Source organism: Streptomyces sp. NBC_01013 (genome assembly GCF_045162765.1).
GTDB lineage: Bacteria > Actinomycetota > Actinomycetes > Streptomycetales > Streptomycetaceae > Streptomyces.
The window spans coordinates 8,062,660-8,078,984 of record NZ_CP108687.1; the positions used below are offsets into that span (position 1 = coordinate 8,062,660).

Genomic DNA, 16,325 nt, shown 5'->3' on the forward strand with positions numbered 1-16,325 from the left:
GGTGGGAATCCCACGGCGTCGCCGGTACACGGCCCATCTGACGTGCGGGGGACGGAGGAGCACCTCATGGCCGACCTGTGGGTGCGGCTGGAACCCGACCCGACAGCATTCGCCGCCGACCGGTTCGAACGGCACGTGGCCAGGTGCCATGCAGAGGGCACGCCTGACGACCTCCGCCGAGCTGGGCGACACTCCGGAACACCGCTCGACACGTCGGCCGGACCGGGATTTTCTGTCGTCCGGCGCTGTTGAAGCAATGATGAGGGTCCGCGGCCGACAGGACGCCGCGGACGGACGTCGACGACGGGACAGCTGCCATGCCGCTCCAGGGTGAGTACGAGCCGAGCCCCACCCCTTGGGTTCGCGACCAGGTCGAACAGTACGAGAAGTCGGGCGGGACGGAGGGGACGACCATGCGGGACATGCCGGTGATCGTCCTGACGACGCTGGGCGCCAAGAGCGGGAAGATCCGCAAGACGCCCCTGATGCGGGTCGAGCACAACGGTTCGTATGCGGTGGTCGCCTCCTTGGGCGGGGCCCCGAAGCACCCCGTCTGGTACCACAACCTCACCGCCGACCCGCGCGCCGAACTGCAGGACGGCCCGGTGCGTCAGGACATGACCGCCCGTGAGGTGACCGGGGACGAGAAGGCGCTCTGGTGGGAGCGCGCCGTCGAGGCGTATCCCGACTACGCCGACTACCAGGAGAAGACCGACCGGCAGATCCCTGTCCTCGTCCTGGAGCCCGTGGAGGGCGGCCACTGAACGACACGGAAACGTGCGGACGGGCCGCAGGCGCCCCGGTGCGGGCGCGTGCCGGCCCGTCTGGCTGTGCGGAATCGGAAACCACGCCCGACGGCCGGTCGTTGCGGACATGGGCGGACAGCACGGCGGGATATTCTCCAGCACGGCTCCTGAGGCGTGGGGCCGAGCGGAAGGATGCACAACCAGATGACAGACAACTCCGAGCTGGTCGCGTTCGTCCGGGCGCGACTGGACGAGGAAGAAGGGGTCGCACGCGCGGCCGGCGGCGAGGGGTGGCGGTGCCCGGCCGAAGTACCGGGCGAGATCCACGACCGGACCGGTGCCATCGCGTTCGCCCTGAGGACGCACGCCTACGACCACCACATCGCCTTTCAGGATCCCGCGCGAACCCTCCAGCGCATCGAGACCAGCAGAGTGCTGCTGGACGAGTACGCGGAGGTCGCCGGCCTCGACGTCGACCGCCCCCAGCGGGACTTTTCCTCAGGCCGGGCCTTCGGCCTGGGATTCGTGGTCCGGCAGCTGGCCGCGGAGTACGCCGGGCACCCGGGGTACCAGGTGAAGTGGCTGCCCAGGTTCACGCAGTAGTCGGCCCTGCCGCGTGAGGCAGGGCCGGTCACCCAGGAATGGGGGAGCGCCGGGCCGGCCCCTTCGGCACCGGTCACGTCGGCCTCGGGACGGCCGCCCCTCGCACCGCATCGAGGGGCCACCGGCCGGCGGCAGTCGCGGGCGGTCAGAGGGGGTTCGTGCCGCCGTCGCCCTTGGTGGACACCTGCTCGCTCCGTTCCTGGAGCCGGCGCGCCTTGTCCTCCAGGCGCCGGCGTTCCTGCGGATCGGACACACGCTCGGCTGCTTCCTTCATCTCCTGTGCCTTGGCGCGAATACGCTCGGCGCGGCCGCCGGTTTCGTCCGCAACACTCATGATCACTCCTGGGTCTCGGGGGAGAGCCGACCACACCAGCGAATCAGCGTGCCCGCGCACCTGCATCTCGAACGGTCACCCGCGGCTACGGAACGCGGTGCTCTAACCGTTCGTGTCCGTGCCCCGCGACTGCCTATGCTCAGCGCGTCGGGAGCGCGCGATCCCGTAGGTTGCGAGGCCGTGGCAGAGCGGCCCATTGCGATCGCCGGGGGGGAGGTCCCCCTCCCGACGACTGACGGGATGCGGGCGGCCCTGCCCCTGCCTGTCCGCGGGTTCGAATCCCGTCGGTCTCGCAACCGTCCCCGGCGCACACCGGGACCCGGACGGGGGCACGGCCTGCGGCGAGGCCGGACAGGCCCGTGCGGCACCCGGGCGCGCGACGTCTTGCCGCGGCCGCCCCGCCTCCGGCACGTGCGATCGATCGCGGCCGACGCACTGTCGTAGCCGCGTCGGCACTTCAGTTCTCGTCACAGCGTGCCGATCTGCTCCGTCAGAGAGTGGTATTCATCGACGACGGCACAGGAGCGCACCATGGATGCTCGCTTGAACCTGTTCGGCAACCCGGCCGGGGGCAAATTCCTCAGGTACATCAACTCGGCGGACAAGGTGGTCGTGGGCTCGACCCTGCCGGCCGCCACCCAGGAGCTGGTGAAGCTCCGGGCGAGTCAGATCAACGGTTGTGGCTTCTGCACCGACATGCACACCAAGGACGCCACGCACGCCGGGGAGACCGCGATCCGACTCCATCTGGTAGCCGCCTGGCGGGAGGCGACGGTGTTCACGGACGCCGAGCGGGCCGCGCTGGAGCTCGCGGAGCAGGGCACCCGCATCGCGGACGCGGCCGGCGGTGTCACGGACGAGGCCTGGGCGAACGCGGCCAAGCACTACGACGAGGACCAGCTTGCCGCCCTGGTGATGCTCATCGCCCTCATCAACGCCTACAACCGGGTGAACGTCATCGTCCAGCAGCCCGCCGGCGACTACCAGCCCGGCCAGTTCGGATAGCCGGGACGGCGGGGCTCCGGGTGGTGGGCCGTCGGCCACAGCCCCCTGGAACGGCCCCGCCCCCCCTCTGGCAAGATCGTGCGCCTGAACGCACAGCCCGGCCCCGGGAGTCACGACTCCCGGGGCCGGGCGCACGAGCATGTTGAACGGGGAACGAGGAAGTTATGCGTACGTGGACTCGCGCCGTGCCGGCGGCGATGGGCGCGCTGGTACTGGCCGTGGTGCTGAGCGGCTGCAATGGTACGGATTCGGGCAAGGGCAGGAAGGGGTCCGGCTCCAGCTCCTCGGACGACAAGAGGGTCTACAGCCTGGGCGAGGCCAGCCCGCCGCAGAAGAGCACCATGCAGAAGACGAAGGACAGCACGTACACGGTCACGCCCACGAAGGTGGAGACGGGGACGAGGGCCGACATGGACAACTCCGGCCTGGACAAGGACAAGGACGAGAGTCCCAAGATCCCCGTATACGTGTGGGCGACCGTCACGCACAAGAGCGGCAAGGCCATGGAGGTCGGCGACATGGACGGCGACCTGATCGTGAAGACCGACAAGGGCCAACGCACGAAGGCCCTCATCGTCATCATGGGCGAGGCCAAGTGGCCCGATTGCCCGGCACCCGACACGGGCAAGGAACTGAACGCGGGACAGTCGGAGAAGATCTGCAAAGCCTTCCTGATCCCGGAGGGCCAGAAGGCCACCGCGGTCCAGCTGAGCCAGGGCTTCTACGCCGAGCCGCTGGAATGGCCGGTCAAGAGCTGACGACCGGCCGGATGATCCGCGGTCCGCGCGCGGGATCCGAGCATGGACGGAGTGTACGTACCCGCGAGCACGGGTACGTGCGTTCCGCCGTGTCCGAGAGGGGATCACGCAAGACGGACGCGGCCCCCGCGGCACCTGCACGACCGCGTCGCAGGGCGGAGCGAGCCCGCCCGGAAGGTGCGCCTGCCCTCTGCGGCATCATGTGGTCAGTGATCACCATTCATCTGAAGTACGAGATCGACCCCGACCGCATCGAGGACTTCGAGGAGTACGGCCGACGATGGGTCGTCCTCGTCAACCGGTTCGGCGGCACCCACCACGGATACTTCCTGCCCAGCGAAGGTGACAGCGACATCGCCTACGCGCTCTTCTCGTTCCCCGGCTTCGCGGAGTACGAGCGGTACCGGGCCGACAGCGCCACCGACCCCGAGTGCCAGGCCGCCATCGAGCTGGCGCGCCGCACGGGATGTATCCGGCGGTACGAACGCCGCTTCCTGCGCCCCCTCGACGCCGAGACGACAGAGGCCCCCGAGTAAGGGAGAAGCGGGCATCATGACGGCACGCGTGACCGCTGTGAGCAGCAACGGGACGTACTCCTTCAGCAAGCCGAACCGGGCGGTCATCACGCTGCTCGCCGGCCTGGGCGTCGAGGACGACGTCCACGCCGGGCCGACCATCAGGCACCAGTTCCGCATGACGTACGAACCGGAGCTGCGCAACCTGCGCCAGGTGCACCTCATGCACGAGGAGCTCTTCGACGAACTCGCGGGAAAGGGGTACGCCGTCGCCCCGGGCGAACTCGGCGAGAACGTCTCGACCCGGGGGATCGACCTGCTCGGCCTCCCCACGGGGTCGCTGCTGCACCTCGGGGGGGACGCGATCGTGGAGGTCACCGGACTGCGCAACCCGTGCGCGAAGATCAACACCTTCCGGGCGGGTCTGCTGAACGAGATGTTCGAGATCGATGTCGCGACAGGGGACTTCACCTTCAAGGCCGGGATCATGGGCGTGGTCCGGCGAGGGGGGCGGGTGCGGCCCGGCGACGTGATCGGCGTGGGACTCCCCGACGGGCCGCGCCGTCCTCTTGAGCGCGTCTGAAGCGTGTTGTACGGGTGGGGTGTTGCGGGCTGAGGTGTTGGTGGATCAGTGCGCGGGGTCAGCGGCGGTGCATCGCAAGTCGGACAGGTACCCCCGTACTGGGCGCATTCGGGCGTTTCGGCAACGCGGCGAGGTGCCGTAGCTGTCGTCGCGCGCCCGCCAGGAGTTGCGGGCCGGCCCTTGGGGGCTGTCCGGCTGATCATGTGATTACTGGGATCAAGGGGCGCCCGACCCCTGTTGACCAGTGCTGACGGAATGGGTGGAGGCGGCAGTGGCGAACGATGCGGATCCGGTGCTTCCCGCGGCGGACATTGAACGGGGGCCCATGGGGGGCCGACGGCTGTACGGAGGTCTCGGGACGGCGGTCGGGCTGGCTCTCACGGTCTCTGCCGCCATGCTCCTGGGCAGGTCGTGGAACGCCTGTGACGTCGGGGTGAACAACGCGGCCAACAGCGGCTTCCTGCTGTGGCTGTTCATCCCGGGCCTCTGGGCGGTCCTGCTGCTGGTCTGGGTTGCGGTGGGCGCCCTTCTTGGGAACCGCCCCCTTCTCCATGCCCTTGCCCTCGCGGTGACGCTCCTCGGTGTTGTCTGGTGCGTCGTCTCCATCTTCTGGGAGGGCGCCGCCACGCCTCCGTGCCCCAGCGGCGTGCCCCATTGGTGGCCGAGCTTCATCCCTGCCCCGGGATTCTGAGAGGTCGGTCCGGTGTCTCAGGGCGCCCGCCGTCTTCTGCGTGATACCGGGGTCTGACAGCATCCGCCGACAGAGGTACGGTCAAGTAGCCCTGGGGGCGGACGTGTTGTGAACCAACAGCGCATAGCTTCGACTGCATGATCCCCAGACACCGCAGGGTCACCCTGGCCACTCTGCTCACCCTGACCCTGTCTGCGCCGCTGTTGGGCGCCGCACCGGCCGTCTCCGTCGACGCGGCGCAGGTTGCGCCCCGAGTCCCGTACGGCAGCGGGTTGGAACTGCCGTCCCTCACCGGTCCGTACCCTGTGGGCCGCCGCACCCTGCACCTGGTCGACCGTAACCGCAGCGATCCCTGGGTGCCGACCGCCGGAGCCCGCGAGCTGATGGTGACGGTGTCCTACCCGGCACGTTCGGCGAGCGGGTCGCCGGCGGCATACATGACCGACGAGGAGGCGCGGCTCCTCCTGGAGGCGAGGGGACTCGGCGGTGTCGTGCCCCCCGAAAGGGTTGCCGGCGCGCGTACGCATGCACACGTGGGCGTTCGTCCGGCGCCGGGGCGGTTCCCGCTGGTGCTGCTCTCCCCGGGATTCTCGATGCCGCGCTCCACACTCACCTCGCTCGCCGATGATCTCGCGAGTCGCGGCTACGTCGTCGCTGCCGTCGACCACGCGTACGAGTCTGTCGGCACCGCCTTTCCCGGGGGCCGGGTGCTGACCTGTGTGGCCTGCGAACGGGTCGACACGTCGCGTGAGCAGGCGGCCGTCGTGCGCGGCCGGGCCAGGGACATGTCCTACGTGATCAGCGAGTTGACCACCGGCCGACATGCCGGGGCGCTGGCCGGCGCGATTGACCTGAGCCGGATCGGAATCGGCGGGCATTCGATCGGGGGTGCGACCGCGGCGGCAACGATGGCCGCCGATCAACGGGTGCGGGCGGGGGCCGACCTGGATGGCGACTTCTTCCTGCACCCTGCTGCGGCAAGGCTCGGCGGGCGCCCGTTCATGATGCTCGGCGCCGAGTCCACCCACGACCCCAGCAGCCGGACGACCGACTGGCCGGAGGCGTGGAAGCACCTGAACGGCTGGAAACGCTGGCTGACCGTGGACGGCGCTGAACACTACTCCTTCACGGACCTGCCCTACCTGGGCGAGCAGTTGGGGCTGTCGGATCCTTCCGTACCGCTGTCCGGAGAGCGCGGGTGGCGCATAACCCGTGACTATGTGTCAGCCTTCTTCGACCTTCACCTGCGTGGCATTTCGCAGCCGCTCCTCGATGGCCCCGGGGTCACGTATCCCGAGGTCGCATTCCATCAGCCGCGGCCTGGCGCCCGATAACAAACGCGGCGACCACGTGTGTTCGACGGCTGTTCACGCCGTGGTCTTGCCGGCGCTCGCCCCCAGCGCATGCCCTTCTCGCCGGGGCGGCCCCGCTATGCGCGTCGGCGTCCTGTACGTCGAGGTGGCGGCCGTCGGGGATGGGTCACCGCGGGCCGGGCCTGCAGGGCCAGGCTCTGCGCTGTGGGGCCGGCCGGGGCGGTTGTCGTGGTGAACCTGTGCGGCCGGAGAACCGGCAGGGGTAGCACTGGTGAGCCGGCGACTCTGCGCGCAGCCGCTCTACTTTCCCAACTTCTCGGCGACGGCTGCCCGTCGGGCGAATGTCTCGTCCTTGGATGCCGCCATCTCACGCAGGGCCGCCTTTCGCTCCCGCTGGGCAAGCCGGTCCAGATACAGATGGCCGCGAAGGTGATCGGTCTCGTGCTGAAGGCATCGCGCGAAGTACCCCCGCCCTTCGATGACCAGCGGCTCACCGTTCCGGTTGACGCCTCGTACGACGGCACGGTCGAGGCGGGGCACCATCCGGTAAGGGCCGGGGACGGACAGACACCCTTCGGACTCCTCGATCAGGCGACGCTCCCCGGCAGAAACCTCCATCAGGACCGGGTTGGCGATATGCCCGACATGGCGCACCCCCCACTCGTCCGTGATGTCCCACACGAACAGCTGCAGGTCGACGTCCACCTGGTTGGCGGCAAGCCCCGCGCCCTCCGCCACCTGGTTCGTGGCGAACATGTCGTCGATGAGCCCCGACAGTTCCGGCGTCCCGAACCGGGTGGCCTCCCGGCACCGGCGTCGCAGGATCTCCTCCCCGACGACGGTGATGCGGCGCACCGCACCCCGTGCCGCCTCCGGTGCGATCCGCGGATACGAATCCACGGGTTCTCCCAGTACGCGCACCCGACGGTCCCGCGCAGTGCTGTCGAACCGACCCGTCATGGAGTATCAACGCCTTCCGCGCATGTCCCGGACGGCCGGAGCCGCCCCGTGGCACAGCTTGACCGAATGCTTTGCAAAGTAGCACCCTTTGCAAAATGAGCGACGAGAACCGCCAAGTCCCCTGCGTGCAACCGCTGCTGGATCGCGCGCGCCCGCGCCTGCCCGATCATCCGGTGCGCGTGGCTCTCCTTGACCTGCTCGCCGAGGCCGGTACGGTGACGTCCACCCAGGCCGCCGCCCGCCTCGGCCACAGCTCAGGCCTGTGCTCGTTCCACCTGCGGCAACTGGCCCGGCACGGCCTCATCGAAGAAGTGCCGCACAGCGGTGGCCGCGCTCGGCCATGGCGGCTTCGCTGGACGCCCACCCAGGGGCCGGACGGTCCGGACACCGAAGCGCAGGAGGAATTTGCCTCCCTGGCAAGCGGGTTGGTGGACGACGGCCATCAGCAGCGGCCGGCTCGTCGTGAGCAGGAGCCGGGTCAGTGGCACCACGACGAGTCGTTCAGCACCGTGCTCCACCTCACCCCGGCGGAGATGGCCGAACTCGGCTCTGCGATCCGGCGCCTGCTGGCCTGCTACCGCGACCGGGAGACCCCCGCGCACCCCTCCGACGTGGTGGCCGTGGTTGCGGTCAGCCGGTTGTTCCCGTCACTTTGAGTGTCAACCGGGGCGCGGCTCTCCCAGGCGTCCACGGCCCCTTCCGGACTGCGCTGGCGGCACGCTCGTCGATCAAGCGGGCGATCAGGCCGGGGGTCTGTGCGCCGCGTCAGCGGGCGTCCCCGGGCGAGCGGTGGCGAAGCACCCCCAGAGCCTGCGCCGCGGGGGCGGGCGGTGATGTCGCCGCCGCGGGACAGCCCTGAGGGCCTGCTCGACACCACCGAACCGTAAATCCCGGCGCGCGGACACGCGAGGTCCCCCGGTGCGCGTTCGAGGTGTCCGCCGACCGAACCCGGGCGGGCCCCGGACCCACGCGGACGCGGGTAACGGCTGCCGCTGCCCCGGCCGCACAGCCTTCGGAGGCTCCGCACCATCGCCCGTGCTGCTCGCCTCAGGACCCGTGCATCACACGGGGGCCGCAGTGGCACACAGCAGGTCTCGCAGTTCCAGGGCGGCAGGGAGGGGGGAGACCGGCAGAGCGACGTGGACGGTACGGCGCAGGGCGGGGTCGGTGAGACGGCACACGGCAAGTGTGCGGGGGACCGCCCGGGCGGCCAGCGAGGGGACGAGTGCCACACCCAGCCCCGCCGCGACGTAGCCGAACTTGCCGGTCCATTCCGCGATGCGAATGACCTTTCTGGGGCTGAAGCCCGCCCGGGCGCAGGCGTCCGCGAGCATGGTCGGGCGGTCCCCGTACGCGCTCTGGAGCCAGGCCTCGTCGCGTAGTTCGCGCAGGTCGAACGTACCGGTCCCGGCGAGGCGGTGCTCCCGGGGGAGCACGACGCGCAATTCGTCCTCGCACAGCACCGTGGTGGTGACGCCATCGGCCTGGGGCAGACCGGACGGGTAGTCGCTGACAACAGCCAGATCCAGGGCGCCGTCCGTGAGTCGCTGCATGAGGATGTCGGTCGGGCCTTCGGAAGCCACCACCTCGACCTCCGGGCTGGTGTCGCGGAGCGACCGCAGCGCGTGGGGAACCAGAAAGATGTTGGCGGTGGCGAACGCACCCACGTGCAGCAGCCCGCCCTGCCCGGCGTGCAGTACGGCCAGCTCCCGCTCCGCCCTCGCCAGTCGGTCCAGCACCTCGGTGGCGTGCCGGTGAAGGGCGCGGCCGGCGGGAGTGAGTCGTACGCCCCTGGCCAGCCGGACGAACAGCGGTCCGCCCGCCTGTTGTTCCAGTGCGGCGATCCGCCGGGACACGGCGGACTGCGTGTAGTTGAGGCGAACAGCCGCCTGCGTGAAGGAACCACACTCCGCCACTGCCACGAGCAGCCGAAGAGCATCGTTGTCGAACACCCGCTCACCACCTCCAGGTTGTCGGGGTCGCCCGTCATTCTCGCGCCGGGCATTCCCTGCGCGCATGGCATCCATGCAATCCAGTCGCTGGTGGAATGCCGGGCTCGGTCCTAACGTCGATCGCACGGTGGCGTGGTCGTGGCGATACGCGCTCTGCCGCCTCATCCATATTCCAAGTAGCCCTAGGGGGAAGTGTGTTGGTATCTGGCGTGGCATTGGCGAGGTGGGCCCGGTGACGGGGGAGGGAGCCTTCTCGCTGTCGGCGATGCTGTCCGATCTGGAGGCACTCGTGCGGTGCGAGTCCTTCTCGGCCGACCTGGCTGCGGTGGCGCGCAGCGCGGACGTGGTCGCCGCCCTCGGGGCGAGACTGCTGGGGACCGCCCCCCAACGGATCGTGATCGGAGGCGTGAGTCACCTGCGATGGTCCTTCGGTACCCCGAAGGTCCTGTTGATCGGGCATCACGACACGGTGTGGCCCATGGGGTCGATCCGGCGCCGCCCCTGGTCGGTGGAGGGTGGCAGAGCGCGCGGTCCCGGAGTTCTGGACATGAAAGCCGGCCTGGTGCAGATGTTCCACGCGCTGGCCTCTCTCCCCTCTCCGGAGGGGGTGTGCGTGATCGTCAACGGGGACGAGGAGGTCGGCTCCACGACCTCGCGGCAGTTGATCGAGCAGGCCGCCGGCGGGTGTACGGCCGCCTTCGTGCTGGAGGCCTCGGCCGACGAGAGGGGTGCGCTCAAGACCGCCCGCAAGGGCACGTCGCGCTACGAGATCGTGGTGCACGGCAAGGCCGCGCACGCCGGTCAGGAGCCCGAGATGGGGGTCAACGCCACGATCGAGGCCGCTCACCAGGTGCTGTCCCTCGCCGGACTCGGCTCTTCGGCCGCGTCTGCCTCCGACGGTGGCCCCCTGGGTGACGCCACCATCACGCCGACCCTGCTGTCGGCAGGAAGCGCCCGCAACACCGTCCCCGCACTGGCGCGTCTGACAGTCGACGTACGGGCACCCGACGCGGCGGTGCAGGAGGCGATCGACGTGCTGGTCCGGGGGCTGACCCCGCGGAACCTCGATGCGCGACTGGAAGTGCGGGGCGGCAGCCAGCGGCCCCCCATGGGACCGGAGTCCTCCGCCGCACTGTTCGCCCTGGCGTCGCGGATCGCCACCGAACAGGGGCAGGCGCCGCTGCGAGGGGCGCCCGTCGGGGGAGCCTCCGATGCCAACTACACAGCAGCGATGGGGTGTCCGACGCTGGACGGCCTCGGGGCCGTGGGAGCCGGAGCCCACGCGGACTCCGAGTACGTCGACATCGCACGGATGGCTCCCCGGGCCCGGCTGCTCGCCGGGCTCGTCGCTCGGACGAGGCGATGACGTGCGGCTCGAAGCGACCAGGCAGAACGTGGCGACCCTTGAGAGAGACGATGCAGATGAGGCAGACCGGGAACGGATTCGGGCTGGGCGAGGCGTGCGGCGACTTCGCGATCGCGGGTGTGGCGGGTGCGCTCGCGCAGGTGGCACGCAGGGCGCTCACAGGACTGTGCGCGGTGCTGCTGGTGCTCCTCGTCGTTAAGAGACCTTCGGAGACGTTGGCCAGGAGTTCCCTCGTCATCGTGATCGTGCTCCTCCTGTGGGGACTCACCGCCGCGTGGCGCCTGTTGTCCGCCCGGCTCGGGCTCCGCAGGTGCTACCTGTTCGCGGGGGGCCTGGTGGTCACCGGTCTGTCCGGCAGGCCGCGCGGGGTGGTCGCGTGGAGCGAGGTGACGGGGCTGAACATGCTGGTCTCCCAGTCGCTCCTCATGGCCTTTTACCGGTTCGAAGTGGATCGTCGCGGTTCCCGGCGCCTGGCGTTCCTGGCCATGGGGGTGCAGCCGGCCCTGGTCGAGCCGTTGCTGAGGCGGGCGGCGGAGAACGGCGTGCGCCGCTGATCGGGCTGGGGTGGGGGCTCCGGGGGAGGCTGCTCCATTCAGCACCCGTCCTGCCGCGGCCGAGTGGCGGACGGCCCGGGCGACACCTAGCGTCACGCACGCCGAGGGGCATTTCTCGCTTGTGTGGACAAAAGGACCACGGCTGCTTCTCGAGAATCCGGAGAACCACCATGCGCGTGATACGTGTCGCTTCTGTCGCTCTGCTCGGTGCCGCCGCCTTCGGGGTGGCTGCTCCCGCGGCCCTCGCCGACGACGGGAACCACAACATCACGTCGTTCGGCTTCACCGTCTCCCCCTCGACGGTGGCCCCCGGCGGCACCGTGACCCTCAACGCCACGGGGTGCGAGGTTCCGTCGGTGACGGTCACCTCCGGTGTCTTCGACACCGTCACTCTCGAGGAGGGGCGCTCGGCCACCGCGCGCGTCGATGACGACGCCAAGCCCGGTGCCGAGTACGACGTGACCTTCGACTGCAAGGGCGAGAAGGGGACCACGCCCCTGACCATTCGTGAGAGCTCCGGCCCCAACGACCACATGGGCCCGGTGATGCCCGGCAACGGCGTCCGGGCCGGCGCCGGGGGCAGTCTCGCCGGTATGAGTCCGGGCGCGATCGGTGCGGGATCCACCCTCGTCGCGGGCGCGCTCGGATTCGGGGCCTACAAGGTGCGCCGTCGTTCGGGCAGCAACACCTGACCGCAGGAGCGTCGACGGACCGGGCCCTGTCGCGGGACCCGGTCCGGGGGCCGGAGGACCGGAAAGCGGAGTAGACGTGCACAGAGCTGTGTGGCACGAGTGGATCGAGCCCGCCGAACCCCCCGAGCCGGTGCGCCGGGGCCTGTTCGGACGCCGTACGGTCGCGGACCGCGGGGACGGAAGCGAGAAGGCAGGCGCCGGCCGTCGTGGACCTGGCTGGGGCACTCTGGCCGTCGCTCTGCTGTTGGGCCTCGCCCTGATTCGGCAGGGCCTCGGAGGCGACAGCGGGCCCCCGCAACCCGCGTCGGCCGTGGGTGACCGGCCCGACGCCTCACATGCCGGAACCTGGCCGAAGGGTCCGCCCCCCGAGCCCCTCACCCGCGCGGTGCCCGAACGGATCACGATCCCCTTCCTCGACGTGGACGCCCCGGTCGGGAAGGTGGGTCTGGGCGCGGACGGCTGGATCGACGTGCCACCGCTCGCGGACGACAACCTGGCCGCCTGGTATGACGGCTCCGTCACTCCCGGCGAACCCGGCACCTCCGTGATCGTGGGCCATGTGGACAACACGGCGGGCCCCGCCGTCTTTTACGGCCTCGGCGCGCTGGAGAAGGGGCGCCGCATCGAGATCCGCCGCACCGACGACACCACAGCCGTCTTCTCGGTCTACGCCGTGGAGGTCGTCAGCAAGGCATACTTCCCGGCCGACCGTGTCTACGCGAACACCTCCGCCCCGGAGTTGCGCGTGCTCACCTGCGGCGGCGGCTTCTCCCGGAAGGCGGGATACGACGGCAACGTCGTGGCGTACGCGCGTCTCACCTCCGTCCATTGAGCGGGCACCGAGAAGTGCGGTCGTGCTGATCAGCGCGCAGGATCTCTGCTGCGAAGCCCTCAGCACCGCGACGGGGCACACATTGCCGAGAGGGGCACCAGCTCGCCACTGGCGCCATGACGTCGCCGCTCACCCCGCGCCGTCCGCCGTGGCACGCCCCCGCGACTGGGGGGAGCTGCCCCGGTTCGCGGCCCGGGCCGCAAGGCCCTGTGCCGCAGGGGCCGAGGTCGGGGTGGGAGGGCAACCCGCCGTTCCTCCCGGTGTCACTTCGACGCGTCGCGGGGCAGGTTCAAAGCCCGCGGGATCGAGCAGGTGAGGGATATGAGTTCACTCTCGCGCACTACTCCACCACTGTCCGAGCGTGTGAGCCGACCGCGGCACCGGAGGTCGGCGGCCGGGAGGGGCGGCGGGCGCTGCCGGCAGTTCCTTGTCCCGGTGGCGATCGCCTCGATCACCCTTGTCGCGGCCGGCTGCGGCGGTACCGCGGCCCCGGCCGGGGCGACCGGCTCCGTCCCCGCGGGGGCCGCCCCGAGCGCCGAAAGCCCTGCCGACGGGGCGTCGTCCGCGCCTGCCGCGTCCACGCCCGTCCCCGATGCACCCGCCGGCCGGGCTCCCGCCGACGCCACCCCTGGTTCGGGTTCCGATGCGACTGTTCGGCGCTGTACAGCCAACGGCCTGACCATGAGCCTGGGGCGCGCCGACGCGGGCGCAGGGCAGATCCATTACCGGCTCACGTTCGCCAACAAGTCCACCACCGCATGCGCTCTGCGCGGTTTCCCCGGCGTGTCCCTGATCAGGCGTGACGGCAGCATGGTCGGCGCACCCGCCGAGCGTGAGGGAGCCGGGGGTCAGCAGACGGTCATCGGCCCCGGCAGTACCGCGGAGGTCACCCTGCACACCCTGAACCAGGGCATCGAGGGTGCGGGCTGCTGGAGCCGGCCTGACTACCTTCGGGTCTATCCGCCCGGTTCCAAGGAGGCTCTGACCCTGCGGACCTCTCAGCTGCACATCTGCGGCGACCGCTTCACGACCACGGCTGTGGGGGGCTGAAGGGCGCACCGTTCCGTCGCCTCCTACGTCCCCGAGCGCTGTTCGCTCACCGACATGAGACGACGGTTGTGCACGAGCGTGCGGGCGGAAAGAACGCGCTTGCTTCGATGAGATCCATCAGGATCGGGGCGTGGCAAGGGGGTCGCGACGCGGTCTGCGCGTGCCGTGAATTCACCTCTAAATCCAACGATCGTAGGGCAGTTGGGGAACGAGGCTGCTCGGTTCCCGCGGTGGGCGCGTCCAGAGCCTTGCCAGTGCGGCGGAAGCGGTCCTATTCTCACCTTGAGAAAGCGCTTTCCACTTAGTGCACCCCAATCCGGTGACGGTGGAGCCGCGGCAGCAGTCGTAGCTTCACAGGTGAGCCGCCACGGATCCGGCTTGGGGTTGTACCCCGCGGTGCCGACATGTCATGGGGTCGAGGGCGCGCGCCATGGCAACGACGCACCGCGTCATCCTGCACGGTTTCAAAGGCGACGGCCTCCTGTGGTGGAGGCGGCGGTGACCCCGCGGCCGACGCCGGCGCATGAGCACGTCCAGGCCGCAATGGCGCGGCCCGTCCGATCGCACCGACGAAGAGCACTCGCAGCCAAGCCGATCAGGGCTTGTCCAGGAAAGAGCGGCAGTCGACCTGGCTACCGAAATGACATGGGCATGCCATTTTGCGCCCGGCCTTCGAAGACGAACAGGGAGAAACCATCATGAAGCGACGAGTCGCCATGCGACTGTACGCGGCGCTGACCACGGCCGCCCTTGCTGCCGCGACCGGTGTCGTGGTGACGATGCCTTCCGCATCGGCCGCGACCGCCGGTGCCACCGGATACGCGACGCAGAACGGCGGAACCACCGGCGGCGCGGGCGGACAGACGGTCAGGGCCACCACGGGCACTGCGATCCACCAGGCCCTCTGCAGCCGGGCCAGCAGCTCCACCCCCATCACCATCGAGGTCGAGGGGACGATCAATCATGCCAACACCGCCAAGGTGTCCGGCGACAGCTGCAACACGGCGGCTGGTGTCATCGAGCTCAAGCAGATCAGCAACGTGACGATCGTCGGTGTGGGAAGCGGTGCGGTCTTTGACCAACTGGGCATCCACATACGCCAGTCGAGCAACATCATCATCCAGAACGTGACTGTTCGAAACGTCAAGAAGTCGGGGTCGCCCACGTCCAACGGTGGTGACGCCATCGGCATGGAGAGCGACGTGCGCAACGTGTGGGTCGACCACACCAGCCTGGAGGCGTCGGGCGGGGAGGCGGAGGGGTTCGACGGACTCTTCGACATGAAGGACAACACGCAGTACGTGACGCTGTCCTACAGCACCCTGCGCAATTCGGGCCGCGGTGGCCTGATCGGGTCGAGTGAGACCGAACTGTCGAACGGCTTCGTCACGTTCCACCACAACCTGTACGAGAACCTCGACTCCCGTACGCCCCTGTTGCGCGGCGGTATCGCCCACATCTACAACAACTACTACGTGAAGCTCAACGAGTCCGGGATCAACTCCCGGGCAGGAGCCCGCGCGAAGGTGGACAACAACTACTTCAAGGACTCCAAGGATGTCCTGGGCACCTTCTACACCGACGCGGCTGGATACTGGCAGGTCAGCGGCAACACGTTCGACAACGTGACGTGGTCCGCCCCGGGCAGCGAGAACAACCCGGCCGGGCCCGACCCGAAGTCCAACACCACCGTCAGCATCCCCTACGCCTACAGTCTCGACGCGGCATCCTGCGTGCCCGGCATCGTGGCCCAGACAGCGGGTGCCCACAAGGGGCTGAAGGTCTCGGACGGAAACTGCTCGACGCAGACGCCGACCCCCGACCCGACGGACCCGACCCCGGACCCGACCGACCCCACTCCGGACCCGACCGACCCGACCGGCCCCACCGGGACCAACCTCAGCATCGGCGCAGGCTCCGACGGGACCAGCAAGGCCGACGGCACGAGCTACGGCAACGTGAGGGACGGTGACCTGAGCACCTACTGGTCGCCGGCCGGAGCCACCGGATCGGTCTCGGTGAAGTGGGCCTCGGCGACCACGGTTTCCTCGGTCAACATCCGTGAGGCGTCCGGCTCCGCCGGCAGCGTCGGAACCTGGAAGGTACTGAACGGCGACACCGGCGCCGTGCTGACCTCCGGTAGCGGCGCGGGAGTCGTCACGATCCCGAAGACCTCGTTGCGCAAGATCACCTTCCAGATCACCGGCTCGACCGACACCCCGAAGATCGCCGAGTTCGAGACCTACGCGAGTTGACCGTACGTCCCCTCACCCGGCCGGATCCGGTGCCGTCGGATCCGGCCGGGTGACGCCCGGCAACGCCGGGGGGCGAAGGGCGGCAGCGCCGCAGCCGGCCCGCCCGGCCCGACCGC

Annotated in this window: 18 protein-coding genes and 1 tRNA gene; 16 read left to right on the forward strand and 3 right to left on the reverse strand. The window is 69.8% G+C overall.

Features of this window, described 5'->3' with window-relative positions; all coding sequences use genetic code 11:
* Nucleotides 1-317: 317 nt before the first annotated feature.
* Together OG538_RS34920 and OG538_RS34925 are read left to right on the forward strand one after the other, a co-directional pair.
* The gene (locus OG538_RS34920) at nt 318-764 is read left to right on the forward strand and encodes a nitroreductase family deazaflavin-dependent oxidoreductase (protein ID WP_406099625.1); all 447 of its coding nucleotides are present in this window, start codon (nt 318-320) and stop codon (nt 762-764) included.
* A gap of 186 nt (nt 765-950) precedes the next feature.
* Complete coding sequence (locus OG538_RS34925) at nt 951-1,349, forward strand: DUF6221 family protein (RefSeq protein WP_406099626.1); 399 nt, start codon at nt 951-953, stop codon at nt 1,347-1,349.
* A gap of 145 nt (nt 1,350-1,494) precedes the next feature.
* Here the strand turns inward: OG538_RS34925 and OG538_RS34930 are convergent, their stop codons facing one another.
* Nucleotides 1,495-1,683 carry a DUF6381 family protein gene (locus OG538_RS34930; protein ID WP_406099627.1) on the reverse strand — a complete coding sequence of 63 codons (189 nt, stop codon included), beginning with the start codon at nt 1,681-1,683 and terminating at the stop codon, nt 1,495-1,497.
* Nucleotides 1,684-1,857: 174 nt separating this feature from the next.
* On the opposite strand from OG538_RS34930, the gene OG538_RS34935 reads away from it, so the two are divergent.
* From OG538_RS34935 to OG538_RS34965, 7 genes are all read left to right on the forward strand, one after another.
* A tRNA-Gln gene (locus tag OG538_RS34935) sits at nt 1,858-1,976 on the forward strand.
* A 238-nt stretch (nt 1,977-2,214) separates the two neighbouring features.
* Nucleotides 2,215-2,688: a carboxymuconolactone decarboxylase family protein gene (locus OG538_RS34940; protein WP_406099628.1), complete on the forward strand. Its 474-nt coding sequence runs from the start codon at nt 2,215-2,217 to the stop codon at nt 2,686-2,688.
* Between the two features lie 164 nt (nt 2,689-2,852).
* A complete protein-coding gene (locus tag OG538_RS34945) occupies nt 2,853-3,446 on the forward strand; it encodes a hypothetical protein (RefSeq protein ID WP_406099629.1) in 594 nt (197 codons plus the stop codon).
* A gap of 209 nt (nt 3,447-3,655) precedes the next feature.
* Nucleotides 3,656-3,982 carry an NIPSNAP family protein gene (locus tag OG538_RS34950; protein WP_406099630.1) on the forward strand — a complete coding sequence of 109 codons (327 nt, stop codon included), beginning with the start codon at nt 3,656-3,658 and terminating at the stop codon, nt 3,980-3,982.
* Nucleotides 3,983-3,998: 16 nt separating this feature from the next.
* Entirely contained in the window at nt 3,999-4,544 is a 546-nt protein-coding gene (locus OG538_RS34955; protein ID WP_406099631.1) for an MOSC domain-containing protein, read from the forward strand.
* A 271-nt stretch (nt 4,545-4,815) separates the two neighbouring features.
* On the forward strand, nt 4,816-5,235 hold the full coding sequence (locus OG538_RS34960; RefSeq protein WP_406099632.1) for a hypothetical protein: 420 nt from the start codon (nt 4,816-4,818) through the stop codon (nt 5,233-5,235).
* A gap of 137 nt (nt 5,236-5,372) precedes the next feature.
* Nucleotides 5,373-6,569 carry an alpha/beta hydrolase family protein gene (locus OG538_RS34965; protein ID WP_406099633.1) on the forward strand — a complete coding sequence of 399 codons (1,197 nt, stop codon included), beginning with the start codon at nt 5,373-5,375 and terminating at the stop codon, nt 6,567-6,569.
* A 279-nt stretch (nt 6,570-6,848) separates the two neighbouring features.
* Here OG538_RS34965 and def read toward each other — a convergent pair whose 3' ends face one another.
* Complete coding sequence (def, locus tag OG538_RS34970) at nt 6,849-7,508, reverse strand: peptide deformylase (protein ID WP_406099635.1); 660 nt, start codon at nt 7,506-7,508, stop codon at nt 6,849-6,851.
* Nucleotides 7,509-7,603: 95 nt separating this feature from the next.
* Between def and OG538_RS34975 the strand changes: the two genes are divergently transcribed.
* Complete coding sequence (locus OG538_RS34975; protein ID WP_406099636.1) at nt 7,604-8,164, forward strand: winged helix-turn-helix domain-containing protein; 561 nt, start codon at nt 7,604-7,606, stop codon at nt 8,162-8,164.
* Nucleotides 8,165-8,569: 405 nt separating this feature from the next.
* On the opposite strand, the gene OG538_RS34980 is transcribed toward OG538_RS34975, so the two are convergent.
* Nucleotides 8,570-9,460 (reverse strand): LysR family transcriptional regulator, encoded by an 891-nt coding sequence (locus OG538_RS34980; protein ID WP_406099637.1) that lies wholly within the window; start codon nt 9,458-9,460, stop codon nt 8,570-8,572.
* A 265-nt stretch (nt 9,461-9,725) separates the two neighbouring features.
* Between OG538_RS34980 and OG538_RS34985 the strand changes: the two genes are divergently transcribed.
* The 6 genes from OG538_RS34985 (at nt 9,726) to OG538_RS35010 (ending at nt 16,209) form a co-directional block, all read left to right on the forward strand.
* The gene (locus OG538_RS34985; protein ID WP_406100420.1) at nt 9,726-10,826 is read left to right on the forward strand and encodes a M20 family metallopeptidase; all 1,101 of its coding nucleotides are present in this window, start codon (nt 9,726-9,728) and stop codon (nt 10,824-10,826) included.
* A gap of 56 nt (nt 10,827-10,882) precedes the next feature.
* A complete protein-coding gene (locus OG538_RS34990; RefSeq protein ID WP_406099638.1) occupies nt 10,883-11,380 on the forward strand; it encodes a hypothetical protein in 498 nt (165 codons plus the stop codon).
* A gap of 170 nt (nt 11,381-11,550) precedes the next feature.
* On the forward strand, nt 11,551-12,072 hold the full coding sequence (locus OG538_RS34995) for a hypothetical protein (RefSeq protein WP_406099639.1): 522 nt from the start codon (nt 11,551-11,553) through the stop codon (nt 12,070-12,072).
* Nucleotides 12,073-12,214: 142 nt separating this feature from the next.
* A complete protein-coding gene (locus OG538_RS35000; protein ID WP_406100422.1) occupies nt 12,215-12,904 on the forward strand; it encodes a class F sortase in 690 nt (229 codons plus the stop codon).
* Nucleotides 12,905-13,225: 321 nt separating this feature from the next.
* On the forward strand, nt 13,226-13,954 hold the full coding sequence (locus tag OG538_RS35005; protein WP_406099640.1) for a DUF4232 domain-containing protein: 729 nt from the start codon (nt 13,226-13,228) through the stop codon (nt 13,952-13,954).
* Nucleotides 13,955-14,652: 698 nt separating this feature from the next.
* A complete protein-coding gene (locus OG538_RS35010; RefSeq protein WP_406099641.1) occupies nt 14,653-16,209 on the forward strand; it encodes a polysaccharide lyase family 1 protein in 1,557 nt (518 codons plus the stop codon).
* Nucleotides 16,210-16,325 lie beyond the last annotated feature (116 nt).